This window comes from Puia sp. (assembly GCF_036500295.1).
GTDB lineage: Bacteria > Bacteroidota > Bacteroidia > Chitinophagales > Chitinophagaceae > Puia.
On sequence record NZ_DASYCH010000044.1, the window covers coordinates 1 to 25,404 of the forward strand.

The following is a 25,404-nucleotide window of genomic DNA, read 5'->3' on the forward strand; positions in this document are numbered from 1 at the left end:
GCCGCCGATCGCGCCGAACTGAGCGACTTTCAACGACACCTGCAGCAGTCGCTGGAAAAGCTCCCCGACCAATGCCGCCTCATCTTCCATCTCAGCCGGGTGGAACAACTGCCTTACAAGGAAATCGCGGCCCGGCTCGGCTTATCGGTAAAAACGGTGGAAGTGCAGATCGGCCGCGCCTTGAAACGCCTGCGTATTTCGCTGGCGGATTTCTTAACCCTCTTATTCATCATCCATGGCATCCTCCAATAAAAATTTATCCGACCCCGAATTGACCGCTCAATTCGACGCCCGCATCGCCGCAGAAGCAAAAGCCCTCGCCGCCACCGGCCGGCCCGATGTAGATGACGCCCTCCGGGCGTTCCGCGAAAAACGCCCGGGCCACGTTCTGAATATGCGGCAACGCCGCTGGTGGCCCGCCACCGCCGCCGCCGCGATCATCCTCATCGGTGTCGCAACCTTCATTATCACCCATCCTTCAACGAAAACCGGCCAGGCCAAATGGCTCATAACCGACGCCGGCGCCACCGGCCGAATCCAAACCCTCCCGGACGGCTCGTCTGTGCGGCTCTCTCCCCAAGCCTCGATGTCGTATCCCGCAAAATTCCTCACCGACCGCCAGGTCCGCCTTTCCGGCGATGCCTTTTTCACCGTTGCCCATGATGCCGCCAATCCCTTCCGCGTGCAGGCAAAGGACATAACCATCACCGTTTTAGGCACCTCTTTTAGTATCGTCGCTCGTGCAGGCCAAACAGAAGTGGCCGTGGCCGAAGGTCTCGTCGAGGTCGCCCGCAAACAGCAGCGCATCCGCCTCGCCCGCCGCGAAAAGCTCCTCGTCCCTTCCGACACCGGCGCCTGGCAAAAACTCACCGATACCGTCATCACTCCCGCATCGGTTCAGCCCAAATCTATTCTTCGGCCGGTAGTGCCCAAGCCCTCCCTGTCGGCGCTGCCGCTCAAAAAAAGCATCGACACTCTCAAGGACGACAATACCGTGCGGCTCAATATCATGCGTTCCATCCTCGACGATCTTGTAAAAGAACACTGTGCGCCGGACCTCGAAAGCATCGGCTCGGCCACGCTCGATCAGTCTGGCCTCTTCGTCAATGGGGTCAGACAACCCGAATACCTGCTCGAAAAGTTTAAGGAAAAATATCTCAACGCATCCGGCAACGGCTATTACTACGGCCACGTGCAGATTACCGGCCGCGGCTACTTCTTCGACAAAAACGACCTCGACGCCCCGCCTCAGCGACCCCGCCCCGCAAAGTTCCGCGCCGATTCGATCATAAAACCGCACCCCCGCGCCGCTAAATTCCGTAGCGATTCATTCCCTCCATCCAAACCCGTGGCCCGCGCCGTGATCTCAACCTGGAATTGATCCGGCAACGGCCTCATTTTGCCTCTCAGGAAAGTGATCACCCGCGCAAATTCCACCGTTCCGATTTCGGTCTCACTAAGAATATAGCACTGATCGACCGAGTCGGTCAAAACCAGGAACAAATTGCCTTTTCGCAACCAGTAGCCATTAAAAGCTTCACATTTTAAAGTTATGTCAAAGTAAACATCTTTGTACCTCAAACAATCATCCCGAAACTCCCAAATGGTCACATCGCTGTGTCTCTCGCGCAGGTCGGCTGTCTCGCGGTGGATCCGGCGATATTTTCTGCCAACCACGCAGAATAGACACGAAACTTATCGATCTTAATCGCCCTTATCGGGCTTACTTTTTAGAGCCTGATAAGCCTTTCTTACCGCATCGATGTCAGTCAAATCTTTTGGTGTGATGCCGGATTCTTCCTCCCGTTCGATATGATTTCCCAAATAGGACAGAACCCATTTCGGAAGGCTGTCTGCAAGCATCACGCATTCGCCGCATCTGAATTCCCCAATCTGTGTCATTACTGTACTATTGTCAAAAAGCTGTAGGATATCCGCAAACTCAAAAAAATGATTCAGCAAATTAAGTCCGCAGATGTATCGTTGCTCAACAATATCTGGTCTCACGTAATGTTCACCCAATAAGACCCTTTCCTTGATGCGATCATTTAATATCACTATCTGGTCGGTGGAAATGTACATCAGATGTACCTCGTATCCTATTTCGTGCAGTTTGATCAGGAACTTCCATGTTTCAACATCTGAAAGATTAGTTTCTATCGCAAACGAACTGAGTTTATTGATTTGTTCGTCAATTAGTTGAGACGCTACTCTGTTACTGTACTCCTGTGAATTGGAAGATATTAATTTATCTGCCTTCGCTTCTTTGGCAATTTCATCGGAGTTGATTACAGGAATATTCTTGGGGAGAAGATTGTAGAAGGAGGTCGTTTTTCCGATCCCATTTGGCCCTGCAATAACATAGATAGTAGGCATTTGCTACTATTTATGACGTTCAACGATCCTACCATCGGGCCATTCCTCATATACCTTTCCATCCTTTCCAAAAATGATCGGTCGTCCTTTTGAAAAGGCCTTTTCCTTGGCTCTGCGAAGAATAGACGCCGCGGCCAGTTCGATCTCGTCTTTGGACATTTCGAACACACTCTTTTCCGCACCACCGTACCGGAGAAATATGGATATATCTTGTGCTGGCATCACCACAAATATACAAATTCGGCACGGGCCTTTCAAACCCTTCTATCCTGTCGTCCCCCCTTCGAAATATCATTATTTTACAACCAAAACCCAGCTTCCTTGTTAACCATCGCATGTCCCTCATAAAAGCCCTCGGCAAAGCCCCCGCCGGCCCGCGCCTCCAGCGCATCCTCCACTCCTCGCACTACCGCGACGGCAGTTTCCAAAACCTCGTCCCTACCGACGCCAGCCTCCAGGATACGACCATGTGGAAAATGCTAAAGGAATTCCGCAACAAGCCGGCCGATAATGTACCCCAAAAACCCATTCCCGCGGTTCGCACCGACCTCAGATCCCTTCCTGTCAACCAGGCCACCCTCGTTTGGTTCGGTCACTCCTCCTATCTGCTGAAACTCGGTTCCACCCATATCCTCGTCGACCCCGTGTTCAGCGGCAACGCATCCCCCGTCTCCTTCTTCGCAAAAGCCTACCCCGGTGCCGATCTTTACAAACCGGCGGATATGCCCGATACCCTCGAAGCCATCCTGCTCACACACGACCATTACGACCATCTCGATTATAAGACAGTCCGGCAACTCGACGCCCGCACCAATCATTTCTACACCTCCCTCGGTGTCGGCGCCCATCTCGAATTCTGGGGCATCCCCGCCGGGAAGATCACCGAACTCGACTGGGGAGAAACCGTCGCCATCGATCCCTCCGGCCAGCCGGCCAACCCATTCGGCCAGTCGTCAATGTCCACCGGCCGGCCTTCCAACCCAGTCGGTCAGCCGTCAACCGTCGCCACCCAGGCAACCGCGGAAGGCCTCATCCACCTCACCGCCACCCCGGCCCGTCACTTCTCCGGCCGCACCCTCAAACGCGGCGGCGCCGCCTGGTCTTCCTTCGTCCTAAACTGCCCCGACCCGGGTCCAGCCGCCCCCAACTCCCCCGCAGCAACCTCCGCCGCCAACTCCCCCGCGGCAACGTCAGCCACCAACTCCCCCGCCAAAAACCTAAACCTTTTCCTCGGGGGCGACTCCGGCTACGCCCCCCATTTCAAATCCATCGGCGACCAATTCGGCCCCTTCGACCTCGCCATCCTCGAATGCGGCCAATACGGGGTCCATTGGCCCCAGATCCATATGTTCCCCGAAGAGACCGTCCAGGCCGCCCTCGACCTGAAAGCCCGCATCCTCCTGCCCGTTCACTGGGCTAAGTTCTCCCTGGCCCTCCACCCCTGGAACGAACCCATCCGCCGCGTAAAAGCCGCGGCCCAATCCGCCAACCTCCCCATCACCACCCCACGCATCGGGGAACCCGTCATCATAAACCATGACTACCCCATGGAGCCCTGGTATGATATTTTGTAACTTTGCGCTATATGGAAAACGAATACATCGTCAAACTGCTCGAGACAAGACAAGTCACCCATGACGTAAAACAATTCCACTTCGAAAAGCCAAGAGGCTACTCCTTTGTCCCCGGTCAGGCCACCGACATGACCATCAACAAACCCGGCTGGAAGGACAAGAAGAACCCGTTCACCTTCACCGGCTACAACGACGACCCGTTTCTCCAGTTCACCATCAAAAGATACCCCGACCATCACGGCGTCACCGACCAGCTCCACCAGCTAAAACCCGGCGAGACCGTCATCGTCCACGACGTCTGGGGCGCCATCGAATACCGCGGAACCGGCGTCTTCCTCGCCGGCGGTGCGGGGATCACCCCGTTCCTGGCCATCTTCCGCCAGCTCTACCGAGAAAACAAGGCCCGGGGCAACACCCTCTACTTCTCCAACAAGACAGCCGGCGACGTCATCGAGCACCAGGAACTGCTCGACATCCTCGGCGTCGGCGCAAACTTTATCCTCAGCAACGACAACACCGCAGGATACCTCCATACCCGCATCGACAAAGCCTTTCTGCAAAGCCAGATCACCGACTTCAAACAACCGTTCTACATCTGCGGACCCGACCAGATGGTCAAAGATCTCGCCGACACCCTCCAGCAACTGGGCGCCAGCCCCGAAGCCGTCGTATTTGAAAAATAGGAAAATAGTCCATCAAAAAAGTCAAACCTGACATTGCGCGCGGCTCGCAGTGACACTACCTTCATTTCTCACAATCTTATTCGGCGAAAGCCCCCACGATTGCTTAAAATGAAGAAGTACTACGAAGAGTTCGAGGCCGGCCAAACCCGCAGCACTACAGGCCGCACCATCACCGAAGCGGATATTATCCTCCATGCCGGCCAAACCGGTGATTTCTTCCCCCATCATATGGACGAAGAGTGGTGTAAGACCCAACCGTTCAAACGCCGCATCGCCCACGGCACCCTGATCTTCAGCGTGGCCATCGGCCAGACGGCAAACGAGATCAACGAGGTGTCGATGACCTACGGATATGACCGCCTCCGCTTTATCCGCCCCGTCTTCATCGGCGACACCCTCCGCACCGAAGTGACCATAAAAAGTAAGAACGAACATAAACGACCCGAATACGGCCTCGTCGTCGAACAGGTGCAAACCTTCAACCAGCACCTCGAACTCGTCATGGTCTGCGAACACCTCCTGCTGGTGGAAAAAGCGAAGTAGTGGAAAAAGCAAAATAGCAGAAAAAGTAAAATAGTGGAAATAGAAAAGAACCATACCGAAAAACTCATAAAAGGCATCACCTGGGGGCATAGCCGCGGCTTCACCCCGCTCATGGCCGCCGCCCAACGATTCAGCGAACTCCATCCCGGCACGATCATCACCTGGGATAAACGAACCCTCCAGCACTTCGCCGACTACCCGATAGAACAACTGGCAAAGGTCTATGATCTGCTCATCATCGATCATCCCTGGGTAGGCACCGCCGCCGCGACCGGCGCCGTTCTCCCCCTCGACCAGCATCTTCCCGCCGGGTACCTGCGGGATCAGGCCGAGAACTCCACCGGCTATTCTCATCAAAGCTATCACTATGGCGGTCACCAGTGGGCGCTCGCGATCGATGCCGCCACCCCCGTCGCCAGCTATCGCCCCGACCTCCTGGCAAAGGCGAACGTCCGCCCGCCGGAAACCTGGGAAGAAGTCCTCGCCATCGCCCGCCAGGGCCGCCTCGCAGTACCCGCGATCCCCATTGACCTGCTGATGAACTTCTATATGTTCTGCATCGCCCACGGCTCCCGGCCCTTCCAGTCCGAAGCCCGCGTCATCGACCCCGCCACCGGCGAAGCCGCGCTGCACACCATGCATCAACTCTATAGCAACATCGACAAAAAATTCTTCCACGCCAATCCCATCGCCGTCGCCGAATATATGACCACCACCGACGACTATTGGTATTGCCCCTTCGCCTATGGCTATTCCAACTACTCCCGCGAAGGCTATACTCCCAACCCCATAACCTACACCGACCTCGTCTACTTCAGCCCAACCTCACCCGCAGCAGCCTCACCCGCCGCAAACTCCTCCGCAGCAGACTCCCCCGCAGCAGACTCCCCCGCAGCAGCCTCACCCGCCGCAAACTCCATTCACCCCCGCATCGCCCGCCTCCGCAGCACCCTCGGCGGCACCGGCCTCGCCATCTCCGCCTCCAGCAAAAACCAAAACGAAGCAATCGACTTCGCACAATGGCTCTGCTCCCCCGCAATCCAGTCCACCTTCTACACCGAACACGGCGGCCAGCCCGGCCACCGCGAAGCCTGGCTCAGCGAAAAAACAAACCGGCTCACTGGTAACTATTTCTATACCGCCCTCCCGACTATGGATCGCAGCTATACCCGTCCCCGCTACCATGGCTACCTCTTCTTCCAGGACCACGGCGGCGACCCGATCCGCGACTTCCTCCTCGGCAGAAAAGACGCCCTCAGCGCTCTCAATACCCTCGAAAACCTCTACGCGCAAAGCCTCAATAAACACACCGTCAACACATGAATCAACTTCCACTACACGGGCTCACGGTATTGGAATTCAGCCAATATCTCTCCGGACCCTCGGCAGGTCTTCGCCTCGCCGACCTCGGCGCCCGTGTCATAAAGATCGAACGCCCCGGCACCGGCGACGCCTGCCGCCACCTCTCGATAAAAAATCTCTGGGTCGACGGCGACTCGCTTCTCTTTCATACCATCAACAGGAACAAAGAAAGTTTCACCGCCGATCTCAAATCCGCCGAAGGCCAGAAACATATCAAAAAACTCATCGCCACCGCCGACGTCCTCACTCATAATTTCCGCCCCGGCGTCATGGAATCCGCAGGCCTCGGCTACGAAGCCATTCAAAAGCTCAATCCATGTCTCATCTATGGCGCCATCAGCGGCTATGGCAAAGAAGGCCCCTGGAAGGACCGCCCCGGCCAGGACCTGCTCCTGCAATCGATGAGCGGGCTGGCCTACACCACAGGTAACGAACAGGATAACCCCATGCCCTTTGGCCTCTCTATTGCAGACAGTCTCTGCGGGGCGCAATTGGTGCAGGGGATATTGGCGGCCCTCGTCCGCCGCGGCAAGACCGGCAAGGGCGCCCTCGTCGAGATCAGCATGATGGAGACCTTGCTCGACTTCCAGTTCGAATTCCTGACGACCTATCACAGCAGTGGACAGCTGCCGCGACGCAGCCGGAACAACAACGGCAACCCACTGCTCAGCGCACCCTATGGCATCTATGCCACGGCCGACGGGCATATCGCCATCGCCATGGTCAACATCCCGCAACTGGCGCAGGCCATCGAATCGCAGCAACTCGCAACATATACCCAGGAGCAGGCCTTTAGCCACCGCGATGAGATAAAGGCGATCCTCGCCGGCCACCTCGCCGAAAACCCGACCCGCCACTGGCTCGAAAGGCTTCACGCCGAAGACATGTGGGCCATGGAGGTACTCGATTGGCAAACGCTCACAGCTCACGACGGCTATAAGGTATTGGCGATGGAGCAACCGGTCACAACAACAAAAGGGAAACGGATCATCACCACCCGCTGCCCCATCCGCATCGACGGCGAAATGCTGTTCTCCGAGAAACCCGCACCCACGTTGGGCCAGGACAATATAAAAATCGAATTAGAATTAAGGGGAATGGACAACATCCCTTCCGGCAATTATTAAAGCATCGAAATGGATCTCTTAACGGATATTATCGTCGTCGATTTCAGCCAGTTTCTCAGCGGACCTTCCGCCGGCCTCCGCCTGGCAGACATGGGCGCCCGCGTCATCAAGATCGAACGCCCCGGCACCGGTGACATCTGCCGCCAGCTCTACGTCTCGGACACCCGCATCGAAGGGGAATCCACCATCTTCCATGCGATAAACCGCAACAAACAAAGCTATGCCGCCGATCTCAAAGACCCGAATGACCTCGGAAAAATAAAGTCCCTCATCGAAAGCGCCGACGTCGTCCTGCACAACTTCCGGCCCGGCGTGATGGAACGCATCGGCCTCGACTACAAGACAGTAAAGGCGATAAAACCCGATATCATCTACGGCGAGGTCAGCGGCTATGGCGCCGAAGGTCCCTGGAAAGACCTGCCGGGTCAGGACCTGCTCGTACAGGCGCTCTCGGGGCTCACCTGGCTCAGCAACAACCGCGACGCCCGGCCGACCCCGATGGGGGTGTCCGTGGTGGATATCCTGGCCGGTACCTATCTGGCACAGGGCATCCTCGCCGCCCTCTATCGCCGCGGCGTCACCGGCCAAAGCGCCCTCGTCCAGGTAAGCATGATGGAGGCCATCCTCGACTTCCAGTTCGAAGTGCTCACCTGTCACTACAACGACGGCCGCCAGCTGCCCGTAAGAAGCCAGGTCAGCAACGGCAACGCCTATATCCCCGCACCCTATGGCATCTATAAGACCCGCGAAGGCTATCTGTCCCTGGCCATGGGCGATATCCAGAAGCTGGCCGGACTGCTCGAATGCAACGCCCTCGAACCCTTCGCCGACAGCGCGGAATGGTTCGACCGCCGCGACGAGATAAAAGCCATCCTCGCCCAGCATCTCCTCCTCCGTACCGCCGACGAATGGCTCGCCGTCCTCCAGCCCGCCGATATCTGGTGCGCCAAAGTGATGGACTACCACGATCTCATGCAGCAGGTCGGCTACAAGGTGCTGAACATGGAGCTCAACGTCAAAACGAGCAATGGCCTCTCCATCCGTACCACCCGTTGCCCCATCCGCGTAGACGGAAAAATAGCTTCATCGGATAAAGGCGCACCCCTGCTGGGTGAACACAACGCCCTTATCGATGTGCAATTCGGTTTGGTAAAGTAACTTGGGCCCGGACCGGATGGAATCCGGTCCAGGGTCATTAGCTAAAAGGTGCCATTATGATTGAACGTCTGGTAGATACACATATTCACGTCTGGAATTTCGATCAGGCAGAATATCCCTGGCTGAAAGGGGACACCAGCATCCTCAACCGTACCTATGACCTGGCCGAACTGGAGCCGCAACGCATCAAGGCAGGCGTGACCACCGGCATCCTCGTCCAGGCAGCAAACAATCCGGAAGACACCAACTGGATGCTCGAAACCGCGAAGACCCAAGACTGGATAAAAGGCATCGTCGGCTGGCTGCCGCTAAAAGACCCCCAAGCCACCGCCCGTACCCTCGAACAACAATACCGTCCCGCCGGCCTCCTGAAAGGCGTCCGCCACCTGATCCATGACGAACGCGATCCGCGCTGGCTGCTGCAGGACACCGTGCTGGAAAGCCTCGGACTCCTGGCCGCAATGGACATCCCCTATGATCTCGTCGGCATCCTGCCCGCCCATATCGAAACGGCCCTCCGGGTCGCCGAAAAATGGCCGGCGCTGAGAATGGTCTTTGATCACCTCAACCAACCGCCGATCGGTCGCCTCGACAAGGATTGGCAACACCTGATGATCACCGCGGCCGCACACCCTAATTTCTATGTAAAGATCTCCGGTCTGGGCACGGCCGCCCGAAAGGGCCACGACTGGACGGCCGGCGATCTCGAACCCTGCATCGAATTCGCCCTGCACTACTTCGGCGAAGACCGGTGCTTTTGCGGCGGCGACTGGCCCGTAGCCGATCTCGCCGGCTCCTATGAAAGCACCTGGACCACCTACCGCACCCTGATCGGAAAATACCTCGACCAAAACGGTCAGGCAAAGCTGTATCACACAAACGCGACACGATTTTATAACCTGCCAATATGAATCTTTTTATCGGTCTCACCATGCTCATCTTAGGCGGTCTTTCCGCCGGAAGCAGCTATGTACCACTTAAAGGAGTAAAAGGCTGGGCCTGGGAAAGCGGCTGGGCCGTCCAGGGCATCGTCGCCTGGCTGCTGCTGCCGCTGTTGCTCGCATTACTCGCGACTCCGCATCTCTTCGCGGTGCTCCATGCGACACCCATGGGCACCCTCACCGCCACCTATGCCTTCGGCTTCCTGTGGGGCCTCGGCGGTCTCGCCTGGGGAATGGCCGTACGCTATATCGGTCTCGCCCTCGGCTTCTCCATCGCCACCGGTTTTCTGTCCTCCCTCGGCACCCTGGTCCCGATCATCGCGGAAGGTCAGCTCAATACCACGCTCTCCACGGCCTCCGGGCGCGTCACCATCGCCGGCATCGCCCTCTCCCTCATCGGGATCGTCATCTGCGGCCGCGCCGGCTGGCTCCGCGACAAGGATCAAAAGTCAAACACCGTCTTCAATTTTAAGAAAGGCATCGCTATCGCCCTCGCCGCAGGTATCCTCGGCGCCTGCTTCGCCTTCGGCATCGCCGCCGGCGACCCCATCAAACAGAACGCCATCGCCGCGGGCGCCGCGCCGCAATACGCCTCGTTCCCTATCTTTTTTGTCGAACTCCTCGGAGGTATCACGGTTAACCTCGCGTATTGCATCTTCATGAACCGCCGCAACAGGACCTTCAACGACTACCGCCAGGCCGCCGACATCAAAACCCTAAAAGCCAATTATGCTTTCAGCGCCCTCGTCGGCGCCCTCTGGTATCTGCAGTTCGTCTTCTACGGCATGGCCGGGTTTTACATGGGTCCCTACAGCTTCGCCAACTGGTCCATCCACATGTCTTTTATGGTGGTGGCCAGCAATCTCTGGGGCTATCATTATAAGGAATGGGCCAACACATCCCGCGCACCCATTCGCTGGAATAATATCGGTATCGCAGTCCTGGTCATCTCCGGGATCGTCATGGGCATCGCTCAGGCCGTCGCCTAAAACACAAAAACTATGACCATCGAAACAAATAGTCCCTTGCCTCTTCGCCCCCGGCCGATCGTCCTCATCGGCGCCGGCGGCATCGTCAACGACGCCCACCTGCCCGCCTATAAACTGGCGGGGTTCTGGGTTACCGGCATCTTTGACCTCGACCGCGAAAAGGCATTGCAGACCGCCGGCAAGTTCGACATCCCCCTCGTCTACTACAGCATGGAGGATATGCTCGCCCGCTGCCCCCGCACCGCGGTCTTCGACATCGCCGTCCCGGGCTCCCAGATGCTGGAGGTGTTAAAGCAACTCCCCGACGAAGCCTGCGTACTGATGCAAAAGCCCATGGGCGAAGACCTCGCCATGGCCCGCGGGATCCTGGCCCTCACCCGCGAAAAGCGCATGACCTGCGGCGTAAACTTCCAGCTTCGCTACGCACCCTATATCAATGCCGCCCGGTCCATCATCGACCAGGGACTGATCGGCGCACTCTGCGACATCGAGATAAACGTCAACGTCTATACGCCCTGGCATCTCTGGAAATTCCTCTACGAGCTTCCCCGGGTGGAGATTCTCTATCACAGCATCCATTATATCGATCTGATCCGCAGTTTCTACGGCAACCCCGTTTCCGTCTATGCCAAGACGGTGCAACATCCCGGCATGCCGGAACTGGCCTCCGTCCGCAGCAGCATCATCATGGACTATGGCCCCATGGTCCGCGCCAATATCCTCACCAACCACAGCCATGACTTCGGCCTCCTCCAGCAGCACTCCTATATCAAATTCGAAGGGACAAAAGGCGCCATCAAGATAAAGATGGGCCTGCTGATGAACTACCCCGAAGGTGTACCCGACAGTTTTGAATATTGTATCGTCGGCAACGACCGCTCCCGCGTCTGGAAATCCCTGGACGTGGCCGGCGGCTGGTTTCCCCACGCCTTTATCGGCAGCATGGCCCAGGTGATGCGCGCCGCTGAAGGCACCATCGCCCAACCCGACAACTCCGTCGAAGACGCCATCGACACCATGGCCTGCGTGGAAGCGGCCTACGAGTCCAGCGCCAAAGGCGGCATTCACCCCGATTTCTAAAATAACAACCACTGCCATATGCACCGCAAACAACTAAAACGATTGGTAGGGAGCCTGATCCTCCCACTGCTGCTTACCTTGACAGCCTTCGCCCAGGAGCGGACCATCACGGGTACCATCATCGACCAATCCACCGGCCTTCCGCTGGCCGGAGTGACGGTCATGATCAAAGGCGAGCCCAAAAGCGCCGTCGCCACCGACGTCGCCGGAAAATTCACGATCCGCACCGTCAACCCCAGGGCCCTGCTCCGATTCTCGTATATCGGCTACGAAGCCTCGGAACTCCGGCCGGGTAGCGATCCCGTCCGCATCGCCTTGAAGAAGACAGACAAAAGCCTCGACGAAGTAGTCGTCACGGGTTATGGTGGTCTGGTGAAAAAACGGGATCTCACCGGCGCCATCTCCGTGGTCAAATCGGGGGATATCGTTCGCGCCCCGACAAACGATCCGCTGGAAGCCATCGAAGGAATGGTGCCCGGCGCCGATATCACCAGGGTATCCGGTAAAGCAGGCTCGGGCGATAGTATCCACATCCGCGGCACCCACACCATCAGCGGGAGCACCAGCCCCCTGTACATCATCGACGGTATCCAGGGCGGCAACATCAGTAATTTGAATCCAAACGATATCGAAACGATTGAACTTCTCAAGGACGCGTCCTCCACCGCGATCTACGGCAGCCAGGGTGCCAACGGGGTCATCATCGTCACCACAAAACGCGGTACCAGCGGCAAGGTAAAAGTTGCCTACAATGGGTATGCGGGCACCAACGGTTTCGTCCAGTATCCCCATCCCCGCGAAGGCCAGTCCTATCTCTGGCTGCGCCGTCAGGCATATGCCGCGACCGGCGTCTGGAACAGCACCGCCGACGACGCCAGGATCTTCACCGCCGGCGAGCAGGCAGCGATAGCAAAAAATCAATGGGTGGACTGGCCAAGCCTCATCACTCAGAACGGCCTTCGCCAGGGCCATTCGATCTCCGTCAGCGGCGGCAGCGACAAAAGCAAGGCCTATCTTTCGCTGGGGTATTATGGAGACAACGGCATGCTCAAGTTCAATAACATCAAACAATACAACGCCCTGCTCAACCTTGACCAGGACGTCAACTCCTGGATAAAGGCCGGCTTGCAGGTGGCGTTCGTCTATTCCAATATCAACACCCGGAGCAGCGATCCCTATTCGCTTTCCACCACCGCGACTCCGCTGGGCACGCCCTTCGATTCCGCCGGCCATATCGTCGTCTATCCCATCGCCGGCAACTCCGGCCTAATGAGCCCGCTCTCGGATAACCGCGGTCCCCTCATCGCCACCAACAACAGCCAGTCGACGCAATCGACCGTCAACGCCCACGTCGACCTCACACCGGTCAAAGGACTCAAGCTCACCAGCCGCTTCGGCGCCAATTTCTTCAGCAGCCGCGGCGGACAATATTTCGACTCCTCCTCACTGGAAGAGATCAATAACAAATACACCTACGCCAGCGCCACCAACAACAGCACCCGGTTCTACGAATGGGACAACGTCCTCACCTATAGCCGGCAGGTGGGTGACCATTCGTTTTCGATCACCGGCATCACGGCCTATACCCAGAACGTCAAGGAAACCTACACCGAAGGCGGCACCGGACTGCTCTATCCCTCCCAACTCTTCTATAACCTCAACGGCGCACCCAACAACCGGTTCATCGGTTCCGGGTATATACAGACTAACAATATGTCTTATGCCGGTCGCCTGAACTATAGCTACAAAGGGAAATATCTGCTCGAGGTCTCGGACCGGTACGACGGCGCTTCGATCCTCTCCGCCGGTCACAAGAACTACAACTTCCCCTCGGCCTCCGTCGGCTGGCGCATCAGTGACGAGAAGTTCATGGAGCCGGTAAACGCCGTTTCCAACCTGAAGCTCCGCCTCAGCTATGGCATCGCCGGTAACTCCGGTATCCCTGCCTATGGTACGCAATCCTATCTCCTGGTGCAGAACATGGGCTTCGAGAACACCAACGCTCCCGCCTATATCTTCAATTCCACGATCGGCAATCAAAATCTCGGCTGGGAATTGTCGAAACAGGCCAACCTCGGCGTCGACCTCGGTCTTTTCAAGAACAGGATCGACATGTCTGTGGATGTCTATAATATCAATACGGACAATATTCTGCTCCTGAGGACCCTTCCTTCCAGCCTCGGGGTGGGCTCGACCTTCCAGAATGTCGGCGCCTCGCGCAACCGCGGTGTCGAAGTCCAGGTCAACACCCGCAATATCGACGGTCCCGCCTTCAGATGGCTTTCGTCGATCAATTTTACCACCAATCAGGAGAAGATCACAAAGCTCATCAACGGAACAAGCATCATCGACGGCTCACAACCGGAAACGGCCTCGCTGCTGCTCGGACACCCGATCCATTCCTTCTACAACTATAAAAAGCAGGGCATCTGGCAGCTGGCTGACGCTTCAAAGGCAAGCGGCCTCGCCTTCGGGACCACACCCTTCAAACCGGGAGACATAAAACTCGCCGATCTCAATGGCGATCACAAGATATCCCCCGATAGCGACCGCACCTATATCGGCTCCCAGGTACCGAAATGGACCCTCGGCTTCCAGAATACCTTCATGTATAAAAATTTCGACCTCACGGTGCAAATTGTCATGCGCTGGGGCCAGATGATCAACGACCAGGTGCTGGGCCGCTATAACCCCGCCGGTCAGGGCAACAACGGTCCCCAGTATTTCAATTACTGGACCGCCAACAATCCAACCAACGACTACCCGGCGCCAAAGGCAAACGAAAGCCTCAGCAGCGTGCCCGGTTATACGACCCTCCAGTATGTCGACGGGTCGTATTGGAAACTGAAGACAGCCACCCTCGGTTACAATCTCCCCGCGGGACTGCTGAAAAAGACGGTCATGACCAACCTTCGCGCCTATGTCACCGTTCACGATATTTTCGTACAGGCAAAGAGCCATCTGATCAAAGACTATGATCCCGAACGCGGCGGCGCCGAAGATTCGCCACTGTCCCGCCAGATCGTCTTCGGACTGAACGTCGGTTTCTAACATCACAAACGATCAAAAAAGCCATCATGCAAACGAAAAAACAACAGCTTCTCATAATTACCTTATTCCTCGGTCTCACAGGCCTGCTGTCCTGTAACAAAAAACTCCAGGAATACAACCCGACCAACCCCGCCGCCGGCACCGTCTGGTCGACCCCCGCGGGTTTCAATACCAACGTCAACGGCGCCTATTCTTATATTCCATATCTCTACGGCAACGACGAGAACGGACTCTTTCTCTCGGAACCCGGGACCGATTGCTGGTACAACTACAACAAGGTCTCCTACGATATCGATGTCACCCAGTACCAGAATTTCACCTCGGCCTCCAACCCCGTCAAGGGCGTCTGGACTACCCTCTACAAGGGGATCAACCAATGCAATGCCGGTATCGGCCGGATCAACGGCGCAGGTTTCACCAATCCCGTCGAAAAGAACATCCGGCTGGCAGAGTTGAAATTCCTGCGGGGCTTTTATTATTGGTGGGTGGTGGAAAGTTTCGGCAATGTGATCCTCGACACGGTGGAAACCACCTCGGCCAACCTGACGGCTCAGCGCAGCCCGGTGACCGATTTTTACAATCTCATCATCAGCGATCTCCAGTTCGCCATGAACAATCTCCCCGCCCTCGCCGGCTCGAACCCCAATATCAGCGGCGGAACCTATGAATATGGCCGGGCCACCCAGCCCGCGGCCATGGCGCTCCTGGCCAGAGTCTATCTCTCCCGCGCCTATTACAATACCGGCGACGCGAATGCCTGGTTCCAAAAAGCACACGATATGGCGATGCAGGTGGTCAACAACGCCTCGCAGTATAATATCAGCCTCTATACCAGCTACGCCGATATGTGGAACCCCGCCAACCGCGTGGGCAGCAGCAGCGGCAAGAGCAATAAGGAAGCCATCTTCTGGGCCACCTATTCGCCGAACACGGCCATCGACATCAACGGCAATGGCAACCGCACCAACCTGTGGTTCCTCACAAACTACAGCGGATATACCGGTACGTCCATCCCCGGCCTGCAGATCAGCATCCAGTATGGCAATGACCAGAAGAACCGCCGCTTCATGCCCACCCGCGCCCTGCTCAATTTTTACAACGATACCATCGACTCCCGCTATTCGGGCTCCTTTCAGGAGATCTGGCTTTGCAACAAGGCATATACCTGGACCGCCTCGGACGTGAAAACATTCGGGAAAGACCCCAGTCTCGTCGGCCACGTCATGAAAGTCGGCGATACTGCGATGTACGTCAGCAAACACCCGATCCCCAACAAGTCCCTCCGGCCCTATGCCTGCTTTGGAGTGGACACGACTTATAATCCCAACGGCTCTATTAGCAGCACGGGTGGCGATCGCTATGTCGTACTGACGAAATACCTCGACCCGCTGACAAAGGCAGGAACGACAACCTATCCCGGCTATCTCGATCTGCCCATCCTCCGCCTCGCCGAGCAATACCTCATCGCCGCCGAAGCCGATGTAGAAATGAACAATCCCACCGAGGCCGCGACCCTCGTCAACGTGCTGCGCACCCGCGCCGCGATCAAGACACCCGTGAATCACACGGCCGATATGCAGGTCACCTCCAGTCAGATGACGCTCGACTTCATCCTCGATGAACGGGCCCGTGAACTCTGCGGCGAATACCAGCGCTGGTTCGATCTCAAACGCACCCAGAAGCTGCAAAGCCGCATCGCCGCCTATAACCCGGACATCACCAACTTTAATCCCAACTATTACCTTCGTCCCGTACCTCTTTCCGAACTGCAGGCGCTCACAAACGCCGGCGCATTCGGCCAAAATCCAGGATTCTAATGAGAATAACCATCGTCTTACTTCTGTCCTCCCTGTCCTGCCTTGCCCAGTCAGGGGTCACTCCCCCCGCGTCCCCCCGGGTAGCCTATGGCAAACAACGCTTAGCCGCGGTCGCCGGTGGTGGCCGCAGCTTCGTCGTTAAGATCGACAGCACTGCCGGCCCAAAAGAGTACTTCAACATCGACGTCAAAGGCAACACCGCCCATATCACCGGCGCCGACGCCTCGGGCGCCCTCTATGGCTGCCTCGCCCTGGCCGATGAGGTCAAGGCCCATGGCTGGCCCCGGTCCTTTCACCTCGCCGATTCTCCCCGGATGGTCCTGCGCGGCGCCTGTATCGGCCTGCAGAAGCCGACGCTTCTCCCGGGCCGGGGACCCTACGAGTATCCCTATACGCCGCAGAACTTTCCCTGGTTTTATGACAAAGGGCTCTGGCGGAAGTACCTCGACTCGATGGTCGACAATCGCCTCAATACGCTGTATCTGTGGAATGGTCACCCCTTCGCCTCCCTCGTCCGGCTCCCGGAGTATCCCTATGCCGTCGAGGTGGACGACAGCACTTTCAAAAAGAATGAAGAGGTCTATCGCTGGCTGACCGCCGAAGCCGACAAACGCGGTATTTGGGTGATCCAGTTGTTTTATAATATCATCGTCTCAAAACCCTTCGCGGAGCATAACCACCTCAAGACACAGGATCGCAACCGCCATATCATTCCGCTGATCGCCGACTATACCCGCAAGTCGATCGCCGCCTTTGTCAAAAAATATCCCAACGTAGGCCTCATGTTCACGTTGGGCGAAGCCATGGAAGGGGTAGGGCAGGACGATATCGACTGGCTGACAAAGACGATCATCCCCGGCATCCGCGATGGCCTCCGCGCCGCCGGCCGTACCGACGAACCACCCATCGTCCTTCGCGCCCACGATACCGATGGCCCCGCCGATCTCCGGGCCGCAATGCCGCTCTATAAGAACCTCTACGTCGAAGCCAAATACAACGGAGAAGCCCTTACCACGTATACCCCCCATGGCGCCTGGGCCGATCTCCACCGGCAACTGAGCCAGCTCAGCAAAGGGCTCATCGAGAATGTCCATATCATGGCCAACCTCGAGCCGTTTCGCTATGGCTCCCCCGATTTTATTCAAAAATGCGTGCAGGCCATGCACAAGGTCTATGGCGCCAACAGCCTCCACCTCTATCCGCAGGCCTCCTACTGGGACTGGCCCTATGCCGCCGATAGCGTTACCCCCGCCACCCCCACTGCGGCCCCCGCCACCTCTACCGCCACCGCCGCCTCCCGCGAATCCTCCCGCCGCCTATTAGAAATGGATCGCGACTGGATCTGGTACAAGGCCTGGGCCCGCTATGCCTGGAACAGCGACCGCCCCCGCGACGCGGAAACAAGCTACTGGACTGCCCAACTCAGCGCAAAATATGGTTGCGACAGCCTCCACGCCCGCGCCATCCTCGACGCCTACGAACAGTCCGGCGAGATCTCGCCAAAACTCCTGCGCCGCTTCGGCATCACCGACGGCAATCGTCAAACGATGACGCTCGGCGAATTCATGACCCAGCTGATCGACCCCGAACGCTACGGTCTCTTCACCCTGCTCTATGAATCCGAAGGCCCTCCCGGTGAATCCCTCGCCGAATACGCCGAAAAGGAATGGAAGCATCTTCCCCACACCGGTGAAACCCCCGTCGACGTCATCAACAGCGTCCGCGCAGAAGCCGCCGCCGCCGTAACCGCCATCGACCGTGCCGCCGGTCTCGACCACGCTGCCGGCCCGGGCCCTAAGCATGCCTCCCGCGCCAACCGTACCGCCGGTCCCTCCGACGCGATCACCTCCAACCGCGCCGAATTTGCCCGCCTCCGCAACGATATCTACTGTTACCGCGCCCTCGCGGAATTCTATGCCGCCAAAGCCGAAGCCGCCCTTTTCGTCCTGCGCTACAACTACTCCAACGACCTCGCCGATCTCGACAAAGCGCTTAGCCGTCTCCAAACCAGCGTCGGCGCCTTCCGGATGCTAAAAAATCTCGCCGCCCCCGCCTATCGCTATGCCAACAGCATGCAAACCCAACAACGCAAGATCCCCATCCGCGGCGCCAACGGCAAATTCATCACCTGGCAGGAAATGCTGCCACTATACGAAGAAGAAGCAAATCACTTCAAAACCCATCTCGACTCACTAAAGACCGCCACCGGAAGACCCGCAGCGGCTCCCAAAATGCTCGAACCCGCCATCGTCCAATGCCAAAATCCCACCTATAGTATGGACAGCGGCGCCCGCCCCTTCACCGACACGGCGCTCACGATCAACGCCTTCACCCCCTTGCTAAAAAAACTAAAAGGCCTCCAAACAATCTCGGCCGACGTGAGAAAACAAGGCACAAAAATTGTTTTCACCTGCACCGAACCCGTAGATTTGCTCATCGGTTTCTTCAACAGGAAAAGTTCGGCCTTCACGCCGCCGCCTCAGTTGGAGACCGACGCCAGCGCCAACGACTACGGTCAGGCCGAACCGCGCATCACCAATGCCGTTATCGTCAAAGGAATGCCCCCGGTCAACGTCCATACCTGGTCGTTTCAACCCGGCACCCATACCCTCGAACTGGGGAAAGGCCTCTGCCTGATCCTCGGCTTCGCCAAACAACAACCCGGATCCAAACCCTTCGACGCCGGCATGAACGAACCCGGCAAAAAAAATCTCGATTGGTTATTCGAATGAAACGACACTATATATATTTCTTGCTATTGACCCTCGCCACCACGGCAACCAGCGCCCAGCAAGCCGCAAAGTCTCCGCAAGCCGCAAAGTCTCCGCAAACCACAAAACTCTGGTACCGCCAACCCGCTACGATCTGGACCGAAGCCCTCCCCATCGGCAACGGCGACCTCGGCGCCATGATCTTCGGCGGGGTAGGGGAGGATCACCTCCAACTCAACTTCAGCACCTTCTGGACCGGCCGCCCCCGCTCTTACCAACGCGAAGACGCCCACCTCTACCTCGACACCATCAGAAAACTCCTCTTCGAAAACAAACAAGCCGACGCCGAAGCCCTCGCCCAACAACACTTCATGGGCAAAAAAGATCCCGACGAAGACAAATACCCCCGCCTCAAAGCCGCCTGGCTGAAAAAAGTCCGCACCGACACCAGCCTCGCCGCCGCCGATCCCGCGGCAGTGTCTACCCACTCCTCCGCCGATCCCGCCAACTGGTCCTCCATGACCCTCCCAACACTCAACGGCTGGGAAACCGCCGGCCTCGAAGGCGTCGACGGCGCCATCTGGTTCCAAACCGAATTCGACCTCCCGGAAACATTCTCCGGCAAACCCCTTTATCTCGACCTCGGCCGCATCCGCGATCTCGACTATACCTATATCAACGGCCACCTCATCGGCACCGCCGAAGGCATCAGCACAAAACGACACTACCTCGTCCCCGCAGCCACCCTCAAAAAAGGCCGGAACCGCATCGCCGTCCAGGTCATCAACTTCGACGACAAAGGCGGCTTCACCGGCCTCAAAGGCGACAGACCCCCATTCATCATCTACCCCGAAGGCACACCCATCACCCAGGCCCTCCGCCTTCCGCTCACCTGGCGCTATAAGATCCAGGACCAATCACCACCCCCCCTACCCAAATACGAAGCCGAATACCAACCCTTCGCCGATCTCCTGCTTCAATTCGATGCCCAACACCCCGAAAACTACCGGCGCGAACTCGATCTGACCACCGCCATCGCAAAAACAGAATATACCGCCAACGGCATCCACTATACGCGCGAATACTTTTCCAGCGCCCCCGACAAAGCCCTCGTCATTCACCTCACCGCCGACAAACCCGGCGCCATCGATGTCAAGGCCATCCTCAAAACCCCACAACGCAATTTCACCATCCGGCAGATCGATGAACATACTTCCGAACTCCTTGAACATCCCAATGACGGAGTCCTCAAAGGCGTCGCTCTCTTGCACGTTGAAAAAAACGCCAACGAAGCCACCATCATCCTCACCGCCGCCACCAGCTTCGTCAACTACCACGACATTTCAGCCGACGCCGAAGCGATCGCAAAGGCGCAAATGCAAAAACTCCGGTCCAAAACCTGGACCCAGCTAAAAACAACGCATCTCGCCGAATACCAAAAGCTGTTCAACACCTTCTCCCTCCGCCTCGGCGCAACCGAAAGCCCCGCGGAAAGCCTGCCAACCGACCAGCGCATCATCGAATACACACCCGCAAAAGACCCGGACTTCATTTCCCTCTACGTCCAATACGCCCGCTATCTGCTGCTCGCCTCCTCCCGCCCCGGCGCCGCCATGCCCGCCAACCTCCAGGGCATCTGGAACGACGACCTGACTCCGCCCTGGGGCAGCAAGTATACCACGAACATCAACCTCGAGATGAACTACTGGCTCGCGGAAGAGCTAAACCTCGCACCCTGCGAACAGCCCCTGTTCCGGCTCATAAAAAATCTTTCCGTCGCCGGTCAGGCCACGGCAAAAGCATACTACAACGCTCCAGGCTGGGTGCTCCATCACAATACCGATCTCTGGTGCGGGACCGCCCCGATCAATGCCTCCAACCACGGCATCTGGCCGACCGGCGGCGCCTGGCTCTGCCGGCAGATCTATGAACATTTTCTCTATAGCCAGGACACGGCCTTTCTCCGCGAATATTATCCCGTGATGCGGTCCAGCGCCGACTTCTTCGTCCACGACCTCATCCCCGATCCACGCACCGGCCGGCTCATCACCAGCCCCAGCGCGTCTCCCGAGCACGGCGGACTGGTTGCCGGCCCGACCATGGATCTCGAGATCGTTCACCAACTGTTTGACGATGTCTACGGTGCAGCGCTCATCCTCCACATCGACTCCAGCTTCCGGACCATGCTCCGCAAGAAAACCGAACAGCTCGCCCCGCTCCACATCGGCCGCTTTGGTCAGCTGCAGGAATGGCTGGAAGACAAGGACGACACCGCGGATACGCACCGGCATATCTCCCATCTCTATGCGTTATATCCCGCCGGCAGCATAAAATTTTATGAAACGGACCTGGCCGGCGCAGCCCGCAAATCACTGCTCTACCGCGGCGACGAAGGCACCGGCTGGAGCCTTGCCTGGAAGGTCAACTGCTGGGATCGACTCGAAGATGGGGATCATGCCCTCCGCCTTTTCAACAAACTGCTCTCCAACGCCGTCGGCGCCACGGGCGAACACGGCGGCGTATACCCGAATATGTTCGACGCTCACCCCCCGTTTCAGATCGACGGCAACTTCGGCGGCGCAGCCGGTTTCGCCGGGATGCTGCTGCAAAGCGATACCTGGGGTGTCCTCGAGATCCTGCCCGCCCTGCCGGCGGCCCTCCCCGACGGAGAAGTAAAAGGACTCCGCGCCCGCGGCGGCTACGAAGCGCAGATCAGCTGGAAAGATCACCAGCTGCAATCGCTAACGCTCATTTCCTCCGTCGGCGGAACCTGCCATCTCCGGTATAAGGACCAGACCGTGATCCTCAACGCGCAACCCCATCATACCTATCATTTCGACGCTAACCTGAAATTATTACGCTGATGTCCCTTCGCCTTTTTATATTATTCTGCCTCGCCTCATTGTCCGCCGCCGCCCAGCCACGCGAGGATGTATTGCTCAGAACCGGCTGGCGCACCACCCTCGTCGACAGTAACAACTGGCACACCGTCCAACTCCCCCACAACTGGGATGACTACGGTGGCTACCGGCGCCTCCTCCACGGCAACCTCCATGGCAGCGCCCTCTACACGCGGACCATCGAAATAAAAAAACACCCTGACAAACGCTACTTCCTCTGGTTCGAAGGCGTCGGCTCCTATGCCACCGTCAAGGTCAACAATCAGCTGGTCGGTCATCATGCCGGCGGTCGCACCTCCTTCACCCTCGATATCACCGATGCCATAAGATCCGGCAAGGCGCAAAATACGATCGAAGTCCGCGCCGACCATCCCGCCAATATCCGCGATCTCCCCTGGGTCTGCGGCGGCTGCTCCGACGAACGCGGCTTCTCCGAAGGTTCCCAACCCTTCGGCATCTTCCGCAACGTCCATCTTCTCACCACCAACGAGATCCGCATCGAACCCTTCGGCGTCCATATCTGGAATGACACAACCGTCAACCAACACCAGGCAACGGTCTTTGTCGAAACAGAACTGAAAAATTACGTCAGCCTGCCCGCGAAGCTCGTCGTAACCCAAAGTCTTTATGACGGACTGGGCGTGGTCGTCGCAACGGACCAAAGATCCGTTACCTTCAAAGACACCACGACCATCCATCAGCAACTTCCGGCGATCGGAAATCCCCATCTTTGGTCACCGGCCAATCCCTATCTCTATGCGCTCGTCACCGAGGTCACCCGCAACGGCAAACTCGTCGACAAAACGATCATCGGGTGTGGGATCCGCCGCATCCACTGGACCGATCCGAAAGCCGCCGGTCCCCATCCCTTCACCGTCAACGGCCACCCCGTTTTTCTCAACGGCATCGCCGAATACGAGCACCGCATCGGCAACAGCCACGCATTTACGCGCGAGGAGATAACGGCCCGCGTGCAGCAGATCAGGGCCGCCGGATTCAATGCCTTTCGCGATGCCCACCAACCGCATAATCTATACTATCAGCATTTCTGGGACAGCCTCGGCATGCTCTGGTGGCCGCAGTACTCCGCACATATCTGGTTCGACAACCCGGCATTCAGAGCCAACTTCAAGGCGGATCTCATAGAGTGGGTAAAAGAACGCCGCAACAGTCCCAGCATCATCCTCTGGGGACTTCAAAATGAAAGCAAACTCCCCGAAGACTTTGCAAAGGAATGCGTAGCGCTTATCCGTAAACTCGATCCCACCGCCTCCAGTCAACGGCTCATCGTCACCTGTAACGGCGGCGCGGGCACCGACTGGGATGTCCCGCAGAACTGGACGGGCACCTACGGCGGCGATCCAAAAACCTACGGCAGCGATCTCATCCGCCAGACCCTCGTCGGCGAATACGGCGCCTGGCGAACCGCCGATCTTCATGGCGACACCACCAACAGCGAAGATAGAATGTGCGCCCTCATGGAAGAAAAGATCCGCCTCGCGGACAGCGTAAAATCGCAGGTCGCCGGCCACTTCGCCTGGCTCTATGCCTCCCACGACAACCCCGGCCGCGTTCAGTCCGGCGAAGGCAAACGCGAGATCGACCGCATCGGCCCGGTCAACTACAAAGGTCTTCTCACCGAATGGGAAGAACCTCTCGACCCCTATTATCTGTATAAATCGAATTTCACCAGCGCGGAAACAGACCCCATGGTCTACATCGTCTCCCATACATGGCCCTCTCGCTGGAAGACTCCCGGCATCAAATCCGGCATCATCGTCTATTCCAACTGCGACACGGTCGAACTCTTCAACGGCCCCGTCAGCCTCGGCAAACGCACCCACCACGGCGTCGGCACCCACCTCCGCTGGGATAGCGTCAACATCCGGTACAACACCCTCGCCGCCGTCGCCTACCACAATGGCGAGGCGGTGGCAAACGACGAGATCACCCTCGCCGCGCTCCGCGACCAGTCTGGTGCCGGCGCGTCCGACAAGGCGCCCCGATCGGCCATCATCAGCAAACTCCAGGGGCTGGGCAGGATCATCCGCCGCGCCGTCCCGGACGTCCTGCCATGGTCCAACCGGGAAACCGTAACCGAAGCCGGCGGGTATAACTATCTATACCGTGTCAACTGCGGCGGCGAAACCTATACGGATCATAACAAGAATGTGTGGCTCGCCGACGTCCACTACACCGGCAACCCAAAACTGTCCTGGGGCTCCTCCTCCTGGACCGATGACTACAAGACCCTCCCCCCATTCTTCGCCAGCCAGCGAAGCATCACCGATTCTATAGAGAACACCGTTGATGGACCGCTCTTCCAAACCTTTCGATACGGCCTCCAAAAACTGGCTTATACCTTCCCGGTAGCCCCCGGCGACTACCGGGTCGAACTCTATTTCATCGAACCCTGGCTCGGCACCGGCAGCCCCAAAACAGACTGCACCGGCTGGCGTCAATTCGACGTCGCCATCAACGGCCAAACGGAAATAAACGACCTCGACATCTGGAAAGAAGCCGAAGGCCGCGTAAAAGCCCTGAAAAAAGTGATCACCGTACACGTCACCGGCAATAAACTGGTCGTCAACTTCCCGCATGTCGCCGCCGGCCAGGCCCTCCTCTCCGCCATCGCCATCGCCACAAAAGATAAAAAGCAACAACCCGCACCCCCCTCTGTTGATACGGGCACCTATCACCTCGAACCCGCTTACGACACCCGCCCCGTAAAAAAGTATAAGGTCGAAGCCCCACCCCCTACGGACTCATCCGCGATGCGCGATAGCTCGGCCGCAACGCCGGCCCTCCACGACACCACCCAATGGAATGTTGAAATCGGCGTCAGCGACAAATATGCCCTGACTGTTAAATATAACTGGCAAAGCCCCGACACCACCGCCACCCTCGAAATTCGCCTCGCCGACGGCACCCTCATCAACAAAGAAGAAGTCACCCTCAAAACGACCCTGCCCGATAAATGGAACTACATCAGCACCACCACCGGCACCATGATCAACGCCGGCCGCTACACCGTCACCCTCATCGCCCCCACCCGTGAACACCTGCAGATCGAAGAACTGCAGGTCCAATAA

18 protein-coding genes are annotated in these 25,404 nt (G+C 57.6%); 16 read left to right on the forward strand and 2 right to left on the reverse strand.

What is annotated here, in order from left to right; all coding sequences use genetic code 11:
- Both VGM48_RS09135 and VGM48_RS09140 read left to right on the forward strand, forming a co-directional pair.
- On the forward strand, positions 1 to 252 hold a 252-nt coding region (locus VGM48_RS09135; protein ID WP_331578249.1), incomplete at its 5' end, for a sigma-70 family RNA polymerase sigma factor.
- The gene (locus tag VGM48_RS09140; protein WP_331578251.1) at positions 236 to 1,381 is read left to right on the forward strand and encodes a FecR family protein; all 1,146 of its coding nucleotides are present in this window, start codon (positions 236 to 238) and stop codon (positions 1,379 to 1,381) included. The genes VGM48_RS09135 and VGM48_RS09140, both read left to right, overlap by 17 nt.
- Before the next feature lie 323 nt (positions 1,382 to 1,704).
- Here VGM48_RS09140 and VGM48_RS09145 read toward each other — a convergent pair whose 3' ends face one another.
- On the reverse strand, positions 1,705 to 2,376 hold the full coding sequence (locus VGM48_RS09145; RefSeq protein ID WP_331578253.1) for a zeta toxin family protein: 672 nt from the start codon (positions 2,374 to 2,376) through the stop codon (positions 1,705 to 1,707).
- 6 nt (positions 2,377 to 2,382) lie between these two features.
- A complete protein-coding gene (locus tag VGM48_RS09150; protein WP_331578255.1) occupies positions 2,383 to 2,598 on the reverse strand; it encodes a hypothetical protein in 216 nt (71 codons plus the stop codon).
- Positions 2,599 to 2,711: 113 nt separating this feature from the next.
- On the opposite strand from VGM48_RS09150, the gene VGM48_RS09155 reads away from it, so the two are divergent.
- The 14 genes from VGM48_RS09155 to VGM48_RS09220 all read left to right on the forward strand — a co-directional run bounded on the left by VGM48_RS09155 (position 2,712) and on the right by VGM48_RS09220 (position 25,404).
- Positions 2,712 to 3,950 carry an MBL fold metallo-hydrolase gene (locus tag VGM48_RS09155; RefSeq protein WP_331578257.1) on the forward strand — a complete coding sequence of 413 codons (1,239 nt, stop codon included), beginning with the start codon at positions 2,712 to 2,714 and terminating at the stop codon, positions 3,948 to 3,950.
- 11 nt (positions 3,951 to 3,961) lie between these two features.
- On the forward strand, positions 3,962 to 4,633 hold the full coding sequence (locus VGM48_RS09160) for an FAD-binding oxidoreductase (RefSeq protein ID WP_331578259.1): 672 nt from the start codon (positions 3,962 to 3,964) through the stop codon (positions 4,631 to 4,633).
- A gap of 108 nt (positions 4,634 to 4,741) precedes the next feature.
- Positions 4,742 to 5,176, forward strand: a complete 435-nt coding sequence (locus tag VGM48_RS09165) for a MaoC family dehydratase (protein WP_331578261.1) — start codon at positions 4,742 to 4,744, stop codon at positions 5,174 to 5,176.
- Positions 5,177 to 5,209: 33 nt separating this feature from the next.
- Positions 5,210 to 6,499 (forward strand): ABC transporter substrate-binding protein, encoded by a 1,290-nt coding sequence (locus tag VGM48_RS09170; RefSeq protein WP_331578263.1) that lies wholly within the window; start codon positions 5,210 to 5,212, stop codon positions 6,497 to 6,499.
- Positions 6,496 to 7,665: a CaiB/BaiF CoA-transferase family protein gene (locus VGM48_RS09175; protein WP_331578265.1), complete on the forward strand. Its 1,170-nt coding sequence runs from the start codon at positions 6,496 to 6,498 to the stop codon at positions 7,663 to 7,665. Before VGM48_RS09170 ends, VGM48_RS09175 begins: the two co-directional genes overlap by 4 nt.
- Positions 7,666 to 7,674: 9 nt before the next feature.
- Positions 7,675 to 8,823 (forward strand): CoA transferase, encoded by a 1,149-nt coding sequence (locus tag VGM48_RS09180; protein WP_331578267.1) that lies wholly within the window; start codon positions 7,675 to 7,677, stop codon positions 8,821 to 8,823.
- 56 nt (positions 8,824 to 8,879) lie between these two features.
- Complete coding sequence (locus tag VGM48_RS09185; protein ID WP_331578269.1) at positions 8,880 to 9,734, forward strand: amidohydrolase family protein; 855 nt, start codon at positions 8,880 to 8,882, stop codon at positions 9,732 to 9,734.
- Positions 9,731 to 10,753, forward strand: coding sequence for an L-rhamnose/proton symporter RhaT (locus VGM48_RS09190; RefSeq protein ID WP_331578271.1), 1,023 nt, complete (start codon positions 9,731 to 9,733; stop codon positions 10,751 to 10,753). The genes VGM48_RS09185 and VGM48_RS09190 overlap by 4 nt, the downstream gene beginning before the upstream one ends.
- A 12-nt stretch (positions 10,754 to 10,765) precedes the next feature.
- Positions 10,766 to 11,833 (forward strand): Gfo/Idh/MocA family oxidoreductase, encoded by a 1,068-nt coding sequence (locus tag VGM48_RS09195; protein ID WP_331578273.1) that lies wholly within the window; start codon positions 10,766 to 10,768, stop codon positions 11,831 to 11,833.
- An 18-nt stretch (positions 11,834 to 11,851) separates the two neighbouring features.
- Entirely contained in the window at positions 11,852 to 14,884 is a 3,033-nt protein-coding gene (locus tag VGM48_RS09200) for a TonB-dependent receptor (RefSeq protein ID WP_331578275.1), read from the forward strand.
- A gap of 26 nt (positions 14,885 to 14,910) precedes the next feature.
- Entirely contained in the window at positions 14,911 to 16,701 is a 1,791-nt protein-coding gene (locus VGM48_RS09205; RefSeq protein ID WP_331578277.1) for a RagB/SusD family nutrient uptake outer membrane protein, read from the forward strand.
- Positions 16,701 to 19,433, forward strand: a complete 2,733-nt coding sequence (locus VGM48_RS09210; protein WP_331578279.1) for a hypothetical protein — start codon at positions 16,701 to 16,703, stop codon at positions 19,431 to 19,433. Before VGM48_RS09205 ends, VGM48_RS09210 begins: the two co-directional genes overlap by 1 nt.
- On the forward strand, positions 19,430 to 22,276 hold the full coding sequence (locus VGM48_RS09215) for a glycoside hydrolase family 95 protein (protein ID WP_331578281.1): 2,847 nt from the start codon (positions 19,430 to 19,432) through the stop codon (positions 22,274 to 22,276). Before VGM48_RS09210 ends, VGM48_RS09215 begins: the two co-directional genes overlap by 4 nt.
- Positions 22,276 to 25,404, forward strand: a complete 3,129-nt coding sequence (locus VGM48_RS09220) for a malectin domain-containing carbohydrate-binding protein (protein ID WP_331578283.1) — start codon at positions 22,276 to 22,278, stop codon at positions 25,402 to 25,404. The genes VGM48_RS09215 and VGM48_RS09220 overlap by 1 nt, the downstream gene beginning before the upstream one ends.